This is a genomic window from Candidatus Methylomirabilis sp. (assembly GCF_028716865.1).
In the GTDB taxonomy this organism is placed as follows: domain Bacteria; phylum Methylomirabilota; class Methylomirabilia; order Methylomirabilales; family Methylomirabilaceae; genus Methylomirabilis.
In genome coordinates this window covers 13,853-32,555 of the sequence record NZ_JAQUOY010000004.1, presented here as the reverse complement: position 1 = coordinate 32,555, position 18,703 = coordinate 13,853, and the positions used below count along the sequence as shown (strand labels likewise).

Genomic DNA, 18,703 nt, shown 5'->3' with positions numbered 1-18,703 from the left:
ACGAAACCTCTTCGCGCTCGTCAGCGAGAGGTAGACTGATCGGCCCGGAGCAACACCCGCTTGCCCCGGTAGCTCACGAAGACTCCGTCGGACGTGATGCTCTCGATCACGAGATTGGCGTCGATCCGCTGGCCTTCGACGTACTTTTGGTTGTTGATGAAGACCCGGCGCTCTGCGGGGACCTCGGAATAGACGTGAACCTGGAGGTGCAGATTCGCAAAGACCTCCTGAGGTACCGGCGGTTCTTGAGACGCCGGCGGTGTTACCGGGTCTCGCTCCATGGGTTTCACAGGAGCCGAGGTCACTGCAGGAGCCGGGAACTTCTCCGGCGCGGTCTCAGGCTTCGGAGGCGAGGCGGACCGCGGGGCCGCGTCAGGATTTTGCTCCAGCCGCGACAGGGGCGCTGAGGGCGCGCTCCTCGTTGCAGAGGGTGGGGCTTGCGACGGCACCATAGCAACCGCCGCCTTGTCCAGCGCATCCGGTGTGACGACGGGCTCGACGGGACGCACCCGTGCGGCGTGCTCCGGCGCCGCCGGCGCCGGGGATGTCGCGCGCTCCTGAGTCACGTTCACCAGCGCTCCGGCGGGGACGGAGGGCGCCGGACGCAGTAGCCACAGCCAGACGCCCACGTTCACAACGATCACCGCACCGGCGATCCACGGCCAGAGGCGGCGGCGCCGTGAAGGAGGCGCCGGCGTCCGGTGGACGGTTGCCGGCGTGGGAACGGCCACCGGCTGTCGGTCCCGGTCGGCCTTCTTCAATGCGTCGAGGATGTAGGACATGTGCGGCCTACGAGCCTGCCCGTCGGAGGCGAGGCACCTTTGGATCGCGCTGGGCGGCGCTCAAATGGATCAGCGTCTCCTTTCCGACGATCCCGTCGGCCAGGAGCGACCGACTACGTTGAAAGGCGATCACCCGGGCGCGGAGGTCGTCGTCGAAGACCTGGCGATTCCGTCCTCCTCCGGGGATGCCGTCGAACTCGGCGAGTTGCTCTCGCACCCACTCCACGTCCTTGCCGCGCGTGCCCGGCCTGATGGGAACCGAGTTCAACTCGGGCGCCTTCCAGAGGAGAATGAACGGACCATCCCAGTAGAGGTCGATCTCACTCAGCGGGAACACGTGCCGCCGCCGCCCGAAGTCGAGGGTCGCGTTCTGCTCGTCCAGGGCCACCACCGTGGCGTACCGACGATCTCCCGTCGGCGTCGACAGCTCGATGATGGCCGGCAGGTTGAATCGCCGAAGCTTGCCCCACGTGCCCGTCTTGAAGAGACACTGCAGTCCTTCGGAGCGACCGCGCTCGCAGTCGAGGTCGTCCATGGAGTCGTTGACGTCAAGGCGCCAACTCGCATAGAGGCTGGCGAAGGCCGACTTCCTGTCGGCGCGTAGCGAGGGATCCGAGAGGAGCGCCGACAGTATAGCGGACGTCGGGGTCGGATTCATCGCACTCGGGATCACGGTACGCCGGATCAACCGAGCCTGCCCCTGAGTGACGAGCGCCCAGGTGCCCCCGACGAGCACTGCGACGAGCACCGCTGCGCCCACCCACCGCCATCGACGCGCGAGCCGCGGCGTGAGCGTCTCGCCGAGCACCTCGCTCGCCGCGCGGCGCACCGTGGCGGCCATGACACGACGTTGGTCTTGCGTGTATGCCCCGAGCAGCGCGCGGTCGCAGATGGCGTTAATCAGCCGCGGGATGCCGCGCGCCGCCTCGTGCACTGCGCGTATCGCCGCATCGGTGAAGATCTTTTCCTTTTGGCCGGCGATCTGGAGTCGATGAACGATATAGGCTCGCGTGTCGTCCTCGGAGAACGCCAGCAGGTGATAGCGCGCGGTGACCCGCTGGGCCAATTGCCGGAGATCTTCCTTATCGAGTAGTCGGATCAGCTCCGGCTGGCCGATGAGGATGATCTGCAGGAGCTTCTGGGTTGGGGTCTCGAGATTCGTCAGCAGCCGGATCTGCTCCAGGACATCGGCGACGAGGTCCTGCGCCTCATCGACGATGAGCACCGTGCGACGCCCCTGCGCATGCGCATCGAGCAGGTGTCGGTAGAGCGCGTCGACGAAGAGCTTCCCGCTGGTCGTGCCGACGGGATACGAGATGCGGAGTTCGTCGCACACCGCGGCGAGCAGCTCGATATCCGTGAGCCGCGGATTGAGGATGAGAGCCACATCCACGCGGGGCGGCAGTTGCTCCAGCAGACACCGACAGAGTGTCGTCTTCCCGGTTCCAACCTCGCCGGTGAGCTGCACGAATCCGCCGCCTTCTCCGACCCCGTAGAGAAGGTGTGCCAGGGCGTCACGGTGGCGCTCACTCATATAGAGATAGCGCGGATCTGGCGTCATGGAGAACGGGGCCTCGGTGAGGCCGAAATGCGTCGTATACATCACGTGACGTGGAAGGTGGCTGCGCTGCCCTTCCGAACTCAGCTTGCTGATAGCTGACAACTGATCATCAATTTGATAAGGCATTGCTTTCAATGTCTGGAAGTATAGGAGGGCTGTTTTTTGCTTGTCAATGGATATGTTGCATCGAAAAATAGGGAATGGCGATGCGAGCGGGGAAGGACGGTGGATCGGGGGCAGCGCAGGACGTAAGGAGAGGGGTCTGTCTCAGCGCAGGTCACGCGGACTCCAGGAGACCGCGGCAACAGCCAAGCGCCTCGCACGTGGCGAGCCATGCTGGTCACCGGGTCGTAAAACGGCGGTGATTGGCGTACAGCAGTATCTCAGCTATGGCGATCGCTGTTTTTGGGAGATTGAAAAAGGCTTGACAGCCCGGCACAAAAGAGTAAGCTACGGCTTTAACAACGAATAGGTCTGATATGCGACGCTTCTGCTCCCGACATCTCTTTTCGATCTTTGCTGTCTGCATGATCGCCACCTCCTCCTATGTCCTCTTTGATCTGCTGGACATCGACGGATCACGCTTCAAGAATCTCGCGCAAGCCTGCGGCTTCGAGGCCGTGATGCCGGATGCCAGCGGAGAGATCAAGTCTCCTACGGCGCATACCCCTGCTCCGTCGCCAGGGCCTTTGCGCGGTCTTGTGTTCACCGCGACGGGTTACCATTCTCTCGCGTCTCGTCCCACGCTGCCTTCAACATCCAACTACCGCATAGTCCGCACCCGTAATGCGACCCAGTCGGAGTCCGCCTCCCCAGAAGGGGAAATCGAGCCCGCCCAACGTTCAGCCTAGCTTCCGTTTCCACAACCCTGTTTTGTTGTTGACCGCTACGACCCGTTAGAAACAGGAGGTCGAAATGACGCTATTCCGCCCCCTTCTATGGGCGGCGGCCCTCGCATTTATCATGTTACCCCTCTATGCGGCGGCCGCCGAGATCCGAAACCTGGCATTGGAACAGGCCGTGGAGCTGGCGCTCCAGCGTAACCCGACGCTTCGGGCTCAGTCGCAGGGCGTTGTCTCCGCCCGAGCCAACGAGGTGACCGCTGGGCTCCTGCCCAATCCGGTCTTCGTAAGCTCATCGCAGGACTTTACGGCTGGAGTATCCCAGCTCTTCGAGCGCGGGAGTAAGCGCGGGCGCCGAATTGACAGCGCGAAGCTCTCTACTGAGATCACCGCCAGCGATTTTTCTGAGGCCCGGCGAGGTCTGGTCTTCTCAGTGCGAAAGACGTTCACGGACGCCCTGCTGGCCAGATCGAACCTGGAACTAGCCCAGCAGAACCTCAAGAATTTTCAGGAGGAGGAAGGTCTCAACACGATCAGGTTTCAGAAGGGCGACATCTCGGGGGCCGATCTCCTGAAGATCGAGCTTCAGGAGCTCCAATTTGAAAACGACGTACAGGACGCGAACCTGGCCCTGAAAACGGCCAGGACGACCTTAAGGACATTGCTGGCTACCCCGGAGTTGGCTGAAGAGTTCGAGATCGAAGGCGAACTCGAGTTCAGAGAGTTCGACATGTCACTGGCCGACTTAAACGAGCTTGCCCTCCGTAACCGGCCGGATCTCCGTTCAGTCGAAACCTTGAAGAAGAAGACGGAGGCAGACATCAGACTGGCCATCGCCAACAGCTACACCGATGTCTCTTTAGCGCTCGGCTATCATCACACCGAACCAGGGGTATCAAGTTCGATCAACCCGCTCTTTCCGGCCGGTCCCCAAGAGAACAGCGTCGGCTTTGGCTTCAGCTTCCCGCTCCGCATCTTCGACCGAAATCAGGGAGAGATTGCCAGAACCAAAGCGGAAGCAATCCGGGCCTCCTCGATTGCTGAGGCTGTTCGCAACCAGATTAGCAACGACGTGGAGGTGAGTTATGCCGCCTTCCGGACCAGCCGGGAGCGGGTTCGACTCTACGAACAGGTCTATCTTAACCGGGCCAAGGAGTCCAGGGAGATCGCCGAGTTTGCGTACAAGAGCGGTCGGACATCTATCCTGGACCTGCTGGAAGCGGAACGGACCCACCGGGGCGTGCAATTAGCTTACCGCCAGGCGCTGGCAACCTACCTGACGAACCTTCACCAGCTTAATGCAGTGGTAGGAATGGACGTGGCCAAATGACCGACGCCCGTACTCGTCTTCGTACCATAGCTGCGGTCCACTGGAGAATGTATATGCGCTTTCGTGTCCTCCCTCTTCTGTTCGTGACAATAGTTTGTGCCGCGTGCGGCGACGGCTCGTCCAAATCGTCAGGAACGCCTGCGAAGCCAGCGCCCGAGTCGAAGCCTCCCAACGCCGCGGTAGAGACTGTGATGATCAGTTCGCCTGAATACCGAACCCGTCAGCAGGCGCTCGAAACGACGGGGAAGGTTCAGTTTAACGAAGAGCGACTTGTCCGGGTCAACGCTCCGGTTACAGGCCGTGTTGCTGAAGTCCTGGCGCACCCCGGCAACATCGTCGAGCCAGGCCACCGGCTCCTGGTGCTGGACAGCCCAGATCTCGGCACCGCCAAGTCGGATTATGCCAAGGCCGTGTCTGACCTCGAGCGAGCTGAAAAGGCCGTCACGCTGGCGCGTGAGCTGTTCCAAGCGAAAGCCATTGCACAGAAGGAGCTTCGCGACACGGAGAACGACTATCGAAAGGCCATGGCCGAAAAGGAGCGGGCAGCCTCACGCCTGCGAACACTGGGCGTCCCGGATTCGCAATTGAGCGACATCGCGGCGCGGACGGATACGTCGACAACGGTCGTTGTAACGGCGCCACGGGGTGGCGTTATTGTCGAGCGGAACGTCATCCCAGGACAGGTGGTTGCATACGGACAGTCCGACACCCCGCCCAATCTCTTTCTCATTTCCGATCTCAGCACCATGTGGGTCCTCGCCGACGTATATGAACCCGATGTACCCACGGTCCACCTCGGCCAGGCAGCGGTAGTGACGCTGCCGTGCTGCCCGGGTACGCGGTATGAGGGACGGGTAAGCTATATCAGCGACTCGGTCGATCCCCAGTCCCGGACGGTCAAGGTCCGCGTGGTGGTGCCAAACAGAGGACGCGCGCTCAAGGCTGAGATGTTCGTCAAGGTGATTATTTCGACCGGCTCCGCCAAGGTACTGGCCCTTCCCCAGAGCGCCATCCAGCAGGAGAACAATGAAACGTTCGTGCTCATCGTCAAGGGAAAGGACGAGTACGAACGGCGTCCGGTCAAGCTGGGCGCCGACCTCGACGGTGCCGTTGAGGTCCTGAATGGAGTGACATCCAAGGACCGCGTGGTCAGCACCGGCAGCATCCTCTTGAAGAGGACGGTAAAATGATCCAGCGCCTGATTACCTTTGCGCTGCATCAGCGCTTTATTACGCTGGCGCTCGCGCTCCTGCTGACGGTTGGTGGGATCGTGTCTTTCTACCGGTTGCCGATCGAAGCCTACCCAGACGTCGCCGATGTCCAGGTTGACGTGATCACGATCTGGCCAGGTCGAGCGGCCGAAGAGGTTGAGCGCCACATCACGATTCCGCTTGAGAAGGAGCTGAACGGCGTCGCAAAGATCACATTCCTGAGGTCAACATCGATCTTCGGGCTCTCGAACATCCGGGTCCTCTTCGAAGACGGCACCGACAACTACTGGGCGCGGCAGCAGGTGCAGGAGCGCCTCGCGCAGGCGGAGATCCCGCCGGATGCGAAGCCGGGCCTCGGGCCGCTGTCCAGCGTCATCGGTGAAGTGTACCGCTACACGCTCGAATCGAAGACAATGCCACTCGTCGAGCTGAAGGCGCTCCAGGATTGGGTCATCGAGCGCGAATTCCGGAAGGTGCCCGGTGTAGTGGATGTCGTCTCCTGGGGCGGCGGCATCAAGCAATACCGGATTACCATCGATCCTTCCCGGCTTCGAGCCTACAACCTCACATTAAAGCAGGTGTTCGATGCCGTCTCGAGCAACAACGCCAATGCCGGCGGCAGTTACATCCCACAGGGCGAGTACGCGCTGATGGTCCGTGGCATCGGCCTCATCCGATCCACGCGCGACATCGAGAACATCGTTGTGACTGCGCAGAGGGGCACGCCGGTCCGCATTCGCGACATCGGACAGGTCGGCATCGGCCACGCGATCCGTTTCGGCGTGCTCGGACGCGATCACGAGGACGACCTCGTGCAGGGCATTGTCCTCATGCGAAAGGGGGAGAACCCCGGGAAGGTCATCGATGGGGCTCGCAAGAAAATCGAGGAGATCCAGACACTGCTGCCATCCGGAGTAGAGATGCGACCGTACTACAGCCGTGACCGACTTGTGAAGACAACGGTCACAACGGTCATGCGGAACCTCATCGAAGGCGCGGTGCTGGTGATCCTGCTGCTCTGGCTCTTCCTCTACAACCTGCGGGCGGCTTTGATCGTGGCGCTCACCATCCCGCTCTCGCTCCTGTTCGCATTCATCTTCATGGATCTGCGCGGCATCCCGGCCAACCTGCTTTCGCTCGGCGCAATCGACTTTGGCATCATCGTTGACGGCGCTGTCATCATGACAGAAAACATCGTTCGCCATCTCAGTGGGCACACACCGACAGAGCACAGGGTCATCCACAAGGTGCAGCATGCTGCCATGGAGGTTGCGCGACCCTTGACGTTCGCTGTGCTGATCATCATGACCGTCTATGTGCCGATCCTCACATTTCAGCGGATCGAGGGCAAGCTCTTCCGGCCGATGGCCGTGACCATCTCGCTTGCCGTCATCGGCTCGCTCCTTCTTACGCTAACAGTGATTCCCTTGCTCTCCAGCTTCTTTTTCCACCGGCCGCCATCGGAACGCGAGAGTCCGGTCCTCCGATGGCTCCGGCGGCCGTATGTCCCGACGCTCCGTTGGTGTATCGACCGCCCGCTCATTCCACTGCTTGGCGCAGGCGGTCTGCTCATACTGTCATTGTTGGTCTTTGCAGCGCTTGGGAAGGAGTTTCTGCCTGAGCTCGATGAGGGAGATATCTGGCTGCGCGTTAAGTTCCCTGTGGGGATCTCACTCGAAGGAGCCCGCCCGTACGTCCATGAGATCCGCGAGCGGCTGGTGAAGTTTTCGGAGGTACGCGTCGCGGTCTCCCAACAAGGCGCGCCCGATGATGGCACGGATCCGAACGGCCCCGACAACGCCGAATTCTACATCGGGCTCAAGCCTCGAGAAGAGTGGTCATTCAGGAATAAAGAGACACTTATCGAGGCCATGAGCGGGGCGCTGGGAGACATTCCAGGCATTACGACGAACTTCTCGCAGCCGATCAAGGACAACGTGGATGAGGCGCTCGCGGGAGTGAAAGGGGAGCTCGCGATCAAGCTCTTTGGGCCCGATCTGTTTGTGCTGGAAGACAAGGCAAAGGAGATTACAGGCGTTCTGAGCAGCATTCGCGGGGTCGCAGACATTGACTACGATCACCTTGTCGGCCAGCCGCAGATCCAGGTTGCGGTGGACCGCAGTGCGACGGCCCGGTACGGGATCAACGTCCAGGACGTGCAGGACGCCATTGAGGCGGCCACGAAGGGACGGATCGTCACGGAGGTATTCGAGGGAGAGCGACGGTTCGGCCTGGCCGTGGGGCTCCTGCAGAGCGGGGACTCGCTGGCGAACTTACAGAACCTGGCGATCAGCGCTCCGAGCGGCGAGCGTATTCCGGTCACCCAACTCGCCGAGATCAAAAAGACCGAGGGGCTGGCTCAGATCTTACGCGAAGGGAATATTCGGCGAGTGGCGATTAAATGGAGTGTTCGAGAGCGCGACATGGGGAGCCTGGTAGCCGAGGCCATGCGAAAGGTCGAGACGACCGTCAAGTTGCCTCAGGGCTATAGCATGGTGTGGAGCGGGCGGTTCGAAGATCAGCAGCGGGCGCTTTCGCGCCTGTATATCATCGTGCCGCTCGTGATTTTTATCATCTTCATCCTGCTCTTCGGCGCGTTCCAGTCGATCGGTCACGCCCTGCTGATCATGTTGAATCTGCCGTTTGCGCTCATCGGGGGCACGCTGGCCTTGTACCTCTGGCAGACCAACTTCAATATTTCCGCTGCGGTCGGCTACATCGCGGTCTTTGGGGTGAGTGTGTTGAACGGCGTCGTCCTGGTCTCGTCAATTCGCCAAGCTTATGAGGAGGGACTGCCGCTCCGTGAGGCTGTCGTGCGAGGGTGTGAGATCAGATTCCGACCGATCATCGTGTCCGGGATCGTGGCGGTAATCGGGTTCCTACCGGCAGCGCTCTCGCACGGGATCGGCGCCGAGATCCAGCGCCCACTGGCCCGCGTCGTCATCGGCGGTCTGATCTCGTCCACGGCACTCACACTGCTGGTGCTGCCGGCGATCTATGCCCTGCTGGCACGGCGGCAGGAGCGCCGCGAACGGCCAGCCCCAAAGGCGCGGTAAATAGCGGCAGCCACCCATGACGAATTCTACTCACCCCTTGCCCTGCTGGACCTTCGAGCCCCAAAGGAGCCAGCCAACGAAGCCTAGTGCCATCAAGAATACAAAGAGGGCTAAAACCCAGTGTGCCATAGCGACGAGGTGGACCACCCGATCGAAGAAAGGGGCCCCGCCATGAACCTGAGGCCGCCGATGAAGCGGGCCAGGAAGACCGTCCAGGGACCGTATCGCCCGAAAAACTGCTCGGCCACGAAGAGTCGCTGGCGCGTCACCCCCAAGGCCGCTCCATACTGCAGGAGGAGGCGTCGCCCGGCGCGACTCCCAAGCCAATACCCAAGACTATCCCCCCCGGTGGGGGTGGCATCGTGCAGCGTTCTTATAGTTTCTCATTGCTAATAGTCGCTGTCCCTATTTTCCAGAATGTTCATGGCTTAGAGTTGATTGTATTTTGCTGCCGAACCCTTGGCTTTCGCGACAGGGTATTTGCTTTCGTTCTTGGCGAGTTTCGCATCAACACTGGAGAGCAGATCGATCCCAAGGTTATCAGCCAACTCAAACAGGTAGATTGCGACATCCGCCATTTCGTCTGCGATCTCTTCGCGCGCCGCTCTCGCGTGCACCTCGCTTTCCTCCATCGACTTCCACTGGAAATGCTCAAGTAGCTCCGCCGATTCCAGATTAATGGAAATTGCGAGGTTCTTGGGATTATGGAACTGCATCCAATCGCGTGCGTCTCGAAACGCACGGATCTTGGCAATGGTTGTATCAAAGCTACTCATTGGTGTCCCTTCTTCGCATCAAACATTTGCAGGGCTGTCAGTGATATAAGGAATCGACCGGGGCGGCGTCCGCGATCCACGGCCGCGTTGATGGCGGTGAACAAAGCGGGGACTCGCTGCGCCCGGCCTCGCGATGCGCCTTCACGTCGAACGCCTGCACGGGAAGCGGGTTCCGGATAGCCGCCCCGCCTGGCCTCTTCCCTGATACGCTGATACCGGTCCCCGCCTTTTCGATGAACGCGTAGCCGTTCAAGCCAATCGACGAAGCGGCTCGAGGCGTGCAATCTTGACAGCCCCTTCCCCGCGCATCGCATGCCACAGGTCCCAATCCTGCTGCAAACCAAGCCAGAAGTCGGCTGACATGCCGAGTACTCGCGCTAAGCGCAATGCCGTATCGGGGGTGACCCCTCTCTTCCTATGAATGATCTCATTTAGCCTCGGAAAGGACACGCCCAGGCGAGTCGCACACTCCGACTGACTGATCCCGAGCGGCCTCAGGAACTCCTCCAAGAGCATCTCTCCCGGATGAGTAGGCGCTCGATTGATGGGTAGCCGTCGCGCAATCAAAGCACGCCGGCCACGACCATGCGGCAAGGCAGACCCTTTGCTAGTGGTAGTCCGTAATTTCGACTTCGTAGGCATGGCCTGATCTCCAACAAAAACAGATGCGGACTATCGATTCGCGACATGATCGAGGAAGGCAGATGTTGATGCCCACGCGATTCGTCGTCGATACCTCAGTCGTCATGGCGTGGTGTTTTCGCGATGCCGGAAACCGCTACGCCGGGACGAAGTAGACATCGGTCGGCTTGAACTTGGAGAGGCGGCGGAATTTCGCCCGCACCTGCATCCCGACCCACTCCAGCGAGGGGTTCAGCGGATCGATGCCGAGCAGCCGCGAGAGAAACAGGGTATCGACACCGGGCCACTCTACCAGGATCAGCACAAAGGGGGTTTCCTTCAGGAACTCCTCGCTCCCAAAATAACAGACCGTAAAGGTATGGACCGCGCCGACCTGGGGCAGTTCGAACCACTCACACTCACTGCCGCAATCCATACAGTGCAGTTTGGGTGTCGCGTATTTGTAGCCACACGACGTGCAGACGGTCCCTAGCAGCTTGCCGTTGGCCAAGCCGGCAAAGAACGGGGAGTCCTGTCCGTAGCTGTGGATGTAATCAATCTGATACGGCTGCTTGAGGATGATGGGAGCCATGGTCTTGAGCTGGGCCAGGTCCTTGGGGAACGGAACATTGAACAGAATCGTCCCATCGTCGGTCTCCGGCAACGCCACTGGCTCTTCATTGGTTAGCTTCTGATTCGGTTTCTCACGTTTGGCGTTCGCCATCGTGTGCTCCCTCCTGCCGTACATGCGTGCTCGCTCTCGAAGGTCTGGAAGTAGTGAACAAAGCACTGTGTGAAGAGTTGGGCTCGAGGAACGGATCTGCACGCGTTCCTGATTTCCTGACTCCGCAGGACAAGGTCGACACCTCGTAAAACCCCAAACTTCACCTCCTCAAGATCGTTCATGAATAGGGGATTGGAAAACCAGATTTCATCAGCTTTCAGGATCTTCTCAAGCGTGCTTAGGGATGTGTAATGCGCCAGAAGCGGCTTCTTGACATAAAACTGATCTGCCTCCTTTACGTCGTCGTACAGAGGACTAAACGCTTGAACGATCTCCAGGTCATTCATCTGCTATCGCCAAGAGCGTGATGTAATTCCCAAGAAGGCGGCAAGTTGTCCGCCCACGTTGGACACGCTGTAGTTTATGAGTAACGGGGTGTAATGGCCGCTCGCTAAAGCTGGCCCTCAGACCTGTCGATGGAGCGGATCGATGCCAAACCGCAGGAGCAGCGTGCGCAGCCTGCCGAGCGGTAGGCCGACCACATTTGTAAAACTTCCTTTGATCCCCTCAATGAAGCCCTCGGCCGCTCCCTGGATCGCGTAGCCCCCGGCCTTATCAGACGGCTCACCCGTCTGCACGTAGGCGTCAATTTCCTTACCCGTCAAGGCTCGCATCTGTACCTCGGTCACCTCGTGTCCGACCTCTGTTCTGCCATCGCCGGCCTGCACGAGGGCGAGCCCGGTCACCACCAGATGACTCCGACCGCTTAACAGGCACAGAAACTCGCGAGCCTCGTCCAGGTCTTTCGGCTTACCTAGGAGGCGACCGCCGCATTCGACGATGGTGTCGGCGCCAAGGACCAACCCCTCCCCTACCCTGGCCGCTACCTCGGCTGCCTTTCGAAGAGCCAGGGTTTCGGCGTGGGATGCCGTCGTTGTCCCTGGCAGCGAACCCGCTTCGTCAACCAGGCTGGGGATGATCCGGTGATCGACCCACAGCGCCTGTAGCAGCAACTCTCGCCGGGGAGAAGCAGAGGCCAGGATAATCACAGCTTCCGGTAGAGTAAGAGAGCCAGGCCGATGCCCAGCAAGCTCGAGAAATTGATCTTGACGGTGAAACCGAAGGAAAGACTCAGTATCTTCAGGTCAAGGGTTGCCGGTGGGGAGAGACCAGGATTGATCCCCTTGCTGAAGATCTTTTCCAGTGTCCCACCGGGCGCCACGGTGGCGATGACCTCTCCTATCACAGTCCCTATCAATGCCCCCAATATGAGGATCACCAACAACATGATCACGCTGTCACTTCGTTTAGCCAATCGATCCTCCCATGTGGCGTCCTGCTGTCTCCTCAGTAATACCAGAATTCCCCGCTAGCGCTACCCCGCGCCCGATGTTCGAAAATACTGGACGATGGCGTCAACCAGGGATGGAATCGTGTAGCGCTCCGGGATGATGTCGATCGGCAGACCGAAGCGTTCGGCTGTCTCTTGTGTGATAGGGCCGATACACGCAACGCGCAACCCGTCACAGATCGCCTTGAGGTCTTCCTGCCCCAGCGCCTCCACGAAGTTGGTGACGGTGGAGGAGCTGGTGAAGGTGACGAGGTCGATCTTCCGATCCTGGAGAAGCGGCTTCAAGACGTCCCCGGCAGTGCGTGATTGCACCGTCCTGTAGACAGGCACCACGTCAACGGTTGCGCCCCGTCGTTCGAGATCCGTCGGCAACAGATCCCTCGCGACTTCGGCCCGTGGCAGCAGGATCTTCGCGCCTTGCAGATCATACGGCTTCAGCGCCTCGATGACCCCTTCGGCGCGGAACTCGGCCGGGACCAGGTCGGGGATTATGGTATATCTCTCCAGTGTATCGGCGGTTGCAGGTCCGATAGCACAGATCCTGACGGCACCAAGACGTCTGGCATCCTGGCGAAGCTCGCGTAGCCGGCGGAAAAAGGCATCGACGCCGTTCGCACTGGTAAAGATCACCCATTGGTAGCTTTCGAACCGCCCGATAGCCTGGTCCAACGGCTCCCAGCTTTTGGGTGGCACGATCTCAATGAGGGGAATCTCCAGAACCTCCGCCCCTTGTCCCTCCAGCAGCTCAGCAAAGCGCCCCGCCTGCTCGCGGGTCCTGGTCACAAGGATCCGCTTCCCAAAGAGTGGCCGCCGCTCGAACCAGTTCAGCCGCTCCCGAAGCCTGACGACATCGCCGACTACCAGGACTGCCGGCGGCCCCAGTCCGCGCATCTTGGCGAGCGCCACAATGTTTTCGAGCGTACCGGTGACCGTCTCCTGCTCGGGCTTGGTGCCCCAGTGCATGACGGCGGCAGGCGTCTCTTTAGATCGACCATATCCGAGGAGCTTGTCGACAATTGTTGGAAGATTGCTACAGCCCATCAGGAATACCAACGTTCCGATACCGGTCGCCACCTTCTCCCAGGCGATCACCGAAGTCTGTTTCGAAGGATCCTCGTGTCCGGTCAGAATGGCGACGGTCGAGGCATAATCGCGGTGGGTGAGGGGGATGCCTGCATACGCAGGTACGGCAATCGCAGAGGTGATCCCTGGAACAACCTCGAAGGGAATGCCTGCCTGGAATAGCTCCTCCCCTTCTTCGCCGCCCCGCCCGAAGATAAACGGGTCGCCCCCTTTCAGCCGCGCCACCACCTTTCCGGACAGAGCCTTATCAATCAGGAGACGGCCGATCTCCTCCTGTGTGGCCGCATCGGCCTCGCCGCCTTTCTTGCCGGCATAGATCAACTCGGCGTCAGGCTTTGCATAGGCAAGGAGGCGCGGGTTAGCGAGGTAGTCGTACACGATCACATCAGCCTCGCGGAGGCATGCGACACCACGCAGGGTAAACAGGCCGGGATCACCAGGCCCGGCGCCAATGAGATAGACCTTTCCCCTCATCTGCGCCCCTCTGAGAGCTGGGCATCAATCTCCCGGAGGATCTCCCCGGCTCCAGCGGCAAGCAGCGCCTCGGCCAACGCCTGTCCCACCTGCTCCGGCGCGCCGGTCTCCCCCCGAACGGCTTCTCTAAGTAGCCGCTTGCCGTCCAGGCCGGCAACCATTCCAGTGAGAACGAGCGTTTCTCCTTCAATCTGGCCAAAGGCGGCGATCGGGGTCACGCAGCTCCCGCCCAGGCGCTGCAGGAATGCCCGTTCCGCCATCGTAGCCTGTCGAGTCTCACGATGATCGAGCGTCTCGATAAGCTCGGCCGTTCGCTGATCGTTCTGCCGGATTTCAATCGCCAGCGCTCCCTGGCCGATCGCCGGCAGGCACAGATCCGGCGGCAGACACTCAGTAATCCGATCCTGCAGACCGAGGCGGATGAGGCCCGCAGCCGCCAGGACTACGGCCTCAAGATCGAGCGTCTCGAGCTTGTTCAGCCGCGTCTGCACATTGCCGCGCAGGGGAATGATCTGGAGGTTCGGGCGACAATGGAGGAGCTGAACCTGTCGGCGGAGGCTGCTGGTGCCGATCCTGGCCTCGCGAGGCAGTTCCGTAAACCGTAGGCCGTTCCTGGCCACGAGCGCATCAAGCGGGTCTTCGCGGTGCGTGACGGCCCCCACCCGAAGGCCCGGCGCCAGCTCCGCAGGCAGATCCTTCATGCTGTGGACCGCAAGATCGATCCGGTGATCGAGCAGGGCCTCCTCGATCTCCTTTACAAAGAGACCCTTCCCGCCCACCTGCGAAAGGGCCACATCGAGGAACTTGTCACCGGAGGTCTTGATAGGAATGATGACGACTTTCAGACCGGGCCATCGTCGGCTCAGGCCTTCCGACACGAGCCCTGCCTGGCAGAGCGCCAGCGGACTTCCGCGCGTACCCAGCTTCAGCATATTATACCTCGCACCGGTCGCTTTAATCCTCCCTGATGCCGAAGAGCCTGCGCAGCACATTCACGTACAGGTGGCCCTCTTTCATGGCCGACTGGCGTTTCAGTTCTGTCGTCGGATCGTGCAGGATCTTGTTCACGATCGAGCTGGTCATAAGGGAGATAGTATGACGTTCCTCTGCCGTTAAGTCTTGCAATTTCGCAAAGATCTTTTGAAGTTCCTCCTCGCGGATTGATTCCACCTTCTTGCGCATGGCAACGATCGTCGGGACGACATGGAGGCTCGCAAGCCACTCGGCAAACTGCTTGACCTCCCGGTCGATCATCGCCTCCGCCAGTTCCGCCTCACGCTGTCGCTCGCGAAGATTGGCCTGCACCACCCCCTGGAGGTCATCGAGATCATACAGGTACACATTATCGATCTCGTTGGCCTCGGGATCGACATCCCTGGGAACGGCGATGTCGATCACAAAGATCGGACGGTTGCGGCGCTGCAGGATAATCTCCTGGAGGTCGGCCCTGGAGAGGATCTGGTGCGGGGCGCCGGTCGAACTGATGACAATGTCGGCCTGAACCATCTCCGACTTGACGTGATCGAACCGAACAGCCCGGCCATTCCATCGCTCGGCCATTTCCACCGCACGATCGAAATTCCGATTGGCCACGATCACCGTGCCCACACCATCAGCCAGCAGATGTTTGGCCGATAACTCCGACATCTTCCCGGCCCCGATCAGCATGACCGTGCGACCCGTCAGGTCACCGAAGATCTTCTTGGCCAGCTCGATGGCGGCGGTAGAGACCGAGACGGCTGAGGTGGCGATTCCGGTCTCGGTTCGCACCCGCTTCGCGACGCGCAACGCCCTGTCCATAAGGGCATTGAGAATCAGGCCCGTGGCTTCCCGCTCGAGGGCAACCGCGTAGGCCGCCTTCACCTGGCCCAGGATCTGGGATTCACCAACCACCATCGCATCAAGGCTCGACGCGACACGGAAGATATGCCGGATGGCCTGATCGGCGGTCAACAGATACAGTGAGGGCTCGAAGGCCTGCACCGAAAGCTTGTGCCGCTCGGCCAGGAATTCCACGAGGAACTGACGCGCGCCCTCCACGTCCTCCACGACAGCGTACGCCTCCACCCGGTTGCAGGTGGAGAGGAACAACCGCTCAAGGATCTGCCCGCATCCCCCGATCTCCTCCAAGATTTCCGGCAGCTCGGATTCCGGGACGTAGAGCTTCTCCCGGAGTTCAATTGGCGCTGTCTTGTGGCTCAGACCAAGGACAATGATTTCCATTACAGTATCAAGGCACCTCGCACATTCTTTAGAATGCGTGCGTCCCTCTGATGAGGAGATTCGCCACGAGGAAACCAAAGGCGACTCCACAAAACCCGATGATTGACAGAATGGCGGCCTTTCGGCCTCGCCAGCCCCCTGCCAACCGTCCATGTAACAGCGCCGCGTAGAAGACCCAGGTGATGGTTGACCATATCTGCCTGCCGTCCCAGGACAGGAAGGAACCCCACGTGGAATAACTCACCAGCACACCGCTCAGCAGACCGAGGGTCAGCAGTGGGAAGCCCAGCACGAGACTGAAGTAGCATAAATCGTCGAGCAGTTTCAATGAGGGGAGGCGCTCGAAGAGAACGCCTGGATGTTTGGATTTGAGCAGCCATTCCTGGACCAGGAACATCACTGCCCCGCAGCAGGCGAGGGCAAAGGCGGCATTCCCGAGGAGCGTTAGGATCACGTGTGTCCAGACCCCGAAGTGCTTCAGCGGCGGGGATAGGGTTTCGATCGTCTTGGGCAGGGCGGCCGATGCCCCGAGCAGGAGGACCACCAGCGGGATCGCGAACGAGCCGATCACCTTGCTTTCGTAGTGTACCTCGGTGATGATATACACGGCAACCGTGGCCCACGCATAGAAGGAAAGCCAATCGGCAAGATTGGCTGGTGGACGGCCATACTGGTAGAGATGAACCGCCAAGGCCCCCGTATGCAGAACAAACCCGACCCGGGCTAAGATGCCAGCGGCTCGCAGCAACTTACCGGGCCGACCGGCAAGGGAGCCCATGTACGCCAGGCTCGCGCTAAGGTAGAACGCCAATACAAGGTAGATTAAGGTAAGTTCCATCGTCGCTTCGAGATCCGCTCCCCGAAGGACTCATCGCTATCCTTTACGGGGCTCTCCGATGCCTCTCCCCTTCCCGGAGGCCCTTGACCTCCTCGACGAACTGCCTGACGTCCTTGAACTGACGATACACCGATGCGAAACGGACGTACGCCACCTCATCAATCTCGTGGAGCCGCTCCATGATCAACTCACCGATCTCAGTAGAAGGCATTTCGCGCTCCGCCTTCTCCGCAAGGCGGCCTTCAATCTCATCCACAATTTTCTCGAGTTGGACGACGCTGACAGGCCGCTTCTGCGTCGCCTTGAGCAATCCCGCCAGAATCTTGTGCCGATCGAACGGCTCCCGCCGTCCATCCGTCTTAATGACCATGAAGTGGATCTCCTCGATCCGCTCATAGGTGGTGAAACGCTTGAGGCACTGCTGGCATTGGCGGCGGCGGCGGACCACCGCGCCATCCTTGCCCTCACGAGAATCGACGACTTTTTCTTCGAGACTGCCACAGTAGGGACACTTCACAAATGAGTCCCTCGGAGGATCTTACGCCAGGTGGGGAGAGGAGAGGGCAAGCTGCTCTCGGTACAACGGGAAGGAGTCACACAGCTCTTTCACGCGGGCCGCGACCCCAGACAGGGCCGCAGCGTTCGAGACATCTTTCAGGACGTCGGCAATGAGATTCGCGATCTCTCTCATTTCGCCTTCCCGCATCCCACGAGTCGTCACGGCCGGCGTCCCGATTCGAATGCCGGAGGTCACGGTCGGCTTTTCCTGATCGAAGGGGATGGCGTTCTTGTTGGCCGTGATCCCTGCCTGATCCAGCGCGACCTCGGCCGCCTTCCCTGTCAGCCCTTTCCCTCGCAGATCGACCAGGAGAAGATGAGTATCGGTTCCGCCGGAGACCAGACGGAAGCCGTGACCTTGCAGCGCCTCTCCCAACGCCCTCGCATTCGCGACGATCTGACGCTGATAGGAGGTAAACTCCGGCGAGAGCGCCTCGGCAAATGCCACCGCCTTGGCCGCGATAATGTGCATCAGCGGACCGCCCTGCATCCCGGGAAAGACCTGCTTATTCAGGACCGGGGCATACGCAGCCTTACACATGATCATTCCACCTCGCGGACCGCGAAGCGTCTTGTGGGTAGTGGTGGTCACAAACTCAGCGTGGGGGACAGGGCTCGGGTGCAGCTTGGCCACGATCAGCCCGGCGATATGAGCGATATCGGTCATGATGAGCGCGCCGGTCTCTTTCGCAATCTCGCCAAACCTCGCGAAGTCGAGGGTTCTGGGATAGGCGCTGGCGCCGACCACGATCAGCTTGGGTCGGTGCGTCTTGGCCAGAGATCGGAGCGTATCAAAGTCCACCTGCTCCGTCGCTCTATCCACACCGTACGGGATCACTTTGAAGAAGCGGCCGGAAAAGTTGACCGGGCTCCCGTGTGACAGGTGACCCCCGTGGGATAAGTTCAGCCCAAGAATAGTATCCCCTGGCTCCAGGACAGAAAAGTAGACGGCCATGTTGGCCTGCGTGCCGGAGTGCGGCTGAACGTTGACATGGTCGGCGCCAAAGAGCCGCTTGGCTCGCTCGATCGCCAGGTTCTCCGCCATGTCAACAAACTCGCACCCACCGTAGTAGCGTCGTCCCGGGTACCCCTCGGCATATTTGTTGGTGAGCGTGGAGCCGGCCGCCTCCATCACCGCAGCGCTGACAAAATTCTCCGAGGCGATTAACTCCAGCTTGGTGGCCTGACGCTCGGTCTCGAGCCGAATTACTTCTGCAATTTCCGGGTCAACATCGATAAGACGCTTCACGCTTTAGCTCCCCAGATAACTATA

Annotated in this window: 18 protein-coding genes; 4 read left to right on the top strand and 14 right to left on the bottom strand. The window is 60.3% G+C overall.

Going from position 1 to position 18,703, the window contains the following annotated elements; translation table 11 throughout:
* Positions 1–20: 20 nt before the first annotated feature.
* Together PHV01_RS02785 and PHV01_RS02780 are read right to left on the bottom strand one after the other, a co-directional pair.
* Positions 21–782: a general secretion pathway protein GspB gene (locus PHV01_RS02785; protein ID WP_337289625.1), complete on the bottom strand. Its 762-nt coding sequence runs from the start codon at positions 780–782 to the stop codon at positions 21–23.
* 7 nt (positions 783–789) lie between these two features.
* On the bottom strand, positions 790–2,445 hold the full coding sequence (locus PHV01_RS02780; RefSeq protein WP_337289624.1) for an AAA family ATPase: 1,656 nt from the start codon (positions 2,443–2,445) through the stop codon (positions 790–792).
* Positions 2,446–2,822: 377 nt separating this feature from the next.
* Here PHV01_RS02780 and PHV01_RS02775 point away from each other — a divergent pair, with 377 nt between their 5' ends.
* The 4 genes from PHV01_RS02775 to PHV01_RS02760 all read left to right on the top strand — a co-directional run bounded on the left by PHV01_RS02775 (position 2,823) and on the right by PHV01_RS02760 (position 8,782).
* The gene (locus tag PHV01_RS02775) at positions 2,823–3,194 is read left to right on the top strand and encodes a hypothetical protein (protein WP_337289623.1); all 372 of its coding nucleotides are present in this window, start codon (positions 2,823–2,825) and stop codon (positions 3,192–3,194) included.
* Positions 3,195–3,258: 64 nt separating this feature from the next.
* Positions 3,259–4,515, top strand: a complete 1,257-nt coding sequence (locus PHV01_RS02770) for a TolC family protein (RefSeq protein ID WP_337289622.1) — start codon at positions 3,259–3,261, stop codon at positions 4,513–4,515.
* 191 nt (positions 4,516–4,706) lie between these two features.
* Entirely contained in the window at positions 4,707–5,705 is a 999-nt protein-coding gene (locus PHV01_RS02765; protein WP_337289621.1) for an efflux RND transporter periplasmic adaptor subunit, read from the top strand.
* Positions 5,702–8,782, top strand: a complete 3,081-nt coding sequence (locus tag PHV01_RS02760) for a CusA/CzcA family heavy metal efflux RND transporter (protein WP_337289620.1) — start codon at positions 5,702–5,704, stop codon at positions 8,780–8,782. The genes PHV01_RS02765 and PHV01_RS02760 overlap by 4 nt, the downstream gene beginning before the upstream one ends.
* 110 nt (positions 8,783–8,892) lie before the next feature.
* On the opposite strand, the gene PHV01_RS02755 is transcribed toward PHV01_RS02760, so the two are convergent.
* The 12 genes from PHV01_RS02755 to glyA all read right to left on the bottom strand — a co-directional run bounded on the left by PHV01_RS02755 (position 8,893) and on the right by glyA (position 18,679).
* On the bottom strand, positions 8,893–9,057 hold the full coding sequence (locus tag PHV01_RS02755) for a hypothetical protein (RefSeq protein WP_337289619.1): 165 nt from the start codon (positions 9,055–9,057) through the stop codon (positions 8,893–8,895).
* 153 nt (positions 9,058–9,210) lie between these two features.
* Positions 9,211–9,558, bottom strand: coding sequence for a nucleotide pyrophosphohydrolase (locus PHV01_RS02750; RefSeq protein ID WP_337289618.1), 348 nt, complete (start codon positions 9,556–9,558; stop codon positions 9,211–9,213).
* A gap of 249 nt (positions 9,559–9,807) precedes the next feature.
* Positions 9,808–10,200, bottom strand: coding sequence for a HigA family addiction module antitoxin (locus PHV01_RS02745; RefSeq protein ID WP_337289617.1), 393 nt, complete (start codon positions 10,198–10,200; stop codon positions 9,808–9,810).
* A gap of 136 nt (positions 10,201–10,336) precedes the next feature.
* A complete protein-coding gene (locus PHV01_RS02740) occupies positions 10,337–10,903 on the bottom strand; it encodes a Zn-ribbon domain-containing OB-fold protein (protein WP_337289616.1) in 567 nt (188 codons plus the stop codon).
* A gap of 464 nt (positions 10,904–11,367) precedes the next feature.
* Positions 11,368–11,952, bottom strand: coding sequence for a Maf family protein (locus tag PHV01_RS02735; RefSeq protein ID WP_337289615.1), 585 nt, complete (start codon positions 11,950–11,952; stop codon positions 11,368–11,370).
* Positions 11,949–12,218 carry a DUF4321 domain-containing protein gene (locus PHV01_RS02730; protein WP_337289614.1) on the bottom strand — a complete coding sequence of 90 codons (270 nt, stop codon included), beginning with the start codon at positions 12,216–12,218 and terminating at the stop codon, positions 11,949–11,951. The genes PHV01_RS02735 and PHV01_RS02730 overlap by 4 nt, the downstream gene beginning before the upstream one ends.
* Positions 12,219–12,278: 60 nt before the next feature.
* The gene (gene cobA / locus PHV01_RS02725) at positions 12,279–13,811 is read right to left on the bottom strand and encodes a uroporphyrinogen-III C-methyltransferase (protein WP_337289613.1); all 1,533 of its coding nucleotides are present in this window, start codon (positions 13,809–13,811) and stop codon (positions 12,279–12,281) included.
* The gene (hemC, locus tag PHV01_RS02720; protein WP_337289612.1) at positions 13,808–14,743 is read right to left on the bottom strand and encodes a hydroxymethylbilane synthase; all 936 of its coding nucleotides are present in this window, start codon (positions 14,741–14,743) and stop codon (positions 13,808–13,810) included. Before hemC ends, cobA begins: the two co-directional genes overlap by 4 nt.
* 22 nt (positions 14,744–14,765) lie before the next feature.
* Positions 14,766–16,034: a glutamyl-tRNA reductase gene (hemA, locus tag PHV01_RS02715; protein ID WP_337289611.1), complete on the bottom strand. Its 1,269-nt coding sequence runs from the start codon at positions 16,032–16,034 to the stop codon at positions 14,766–14,768.
* A 28-nt stretch (positions 16,035–16,062) separates the two neighbouring features.
* Positions 16,063–16,872: a cytochrome c biogenesis protein CcsA gene (gene ccsA / locus PHV01_RS02710; RefSeq protein WP_337289610.1), complete on the bottom strand. Its 810-nt coding sequence runs from the start codon at positions 16,870–16,872 to the stop codon at positions 16,063–16,065.
* A gap of 43 nt (positions 16,873–16,915) precedes the next feature.
* Complete coding sequence (gene nrdR, locus PHV01_RS02705) at positions 16,916–17,389, bottom strand: transcriptional regulator NrdR (protein ID WP_337289609.1); 474 nt, start codon at positions 17,387–17,389, stop codon at positions 16,916–16,918.
* Positions 17,390–17,410: 21 nt separating this feature from the next.
* Complete coding sequence (gene glyA, locus PHV01_RS02700; RefSeq protein ID WP_337289608.1) at positions 17,411–18,679, bottom strand: serine hydroxymethyltransferase; 1,269 nt, start codon at positions 18,677–18,679, stop codon at positions 17,411–17,413.
* Positions 18,680–18,703: the final 24 nt, after the last annotated feature.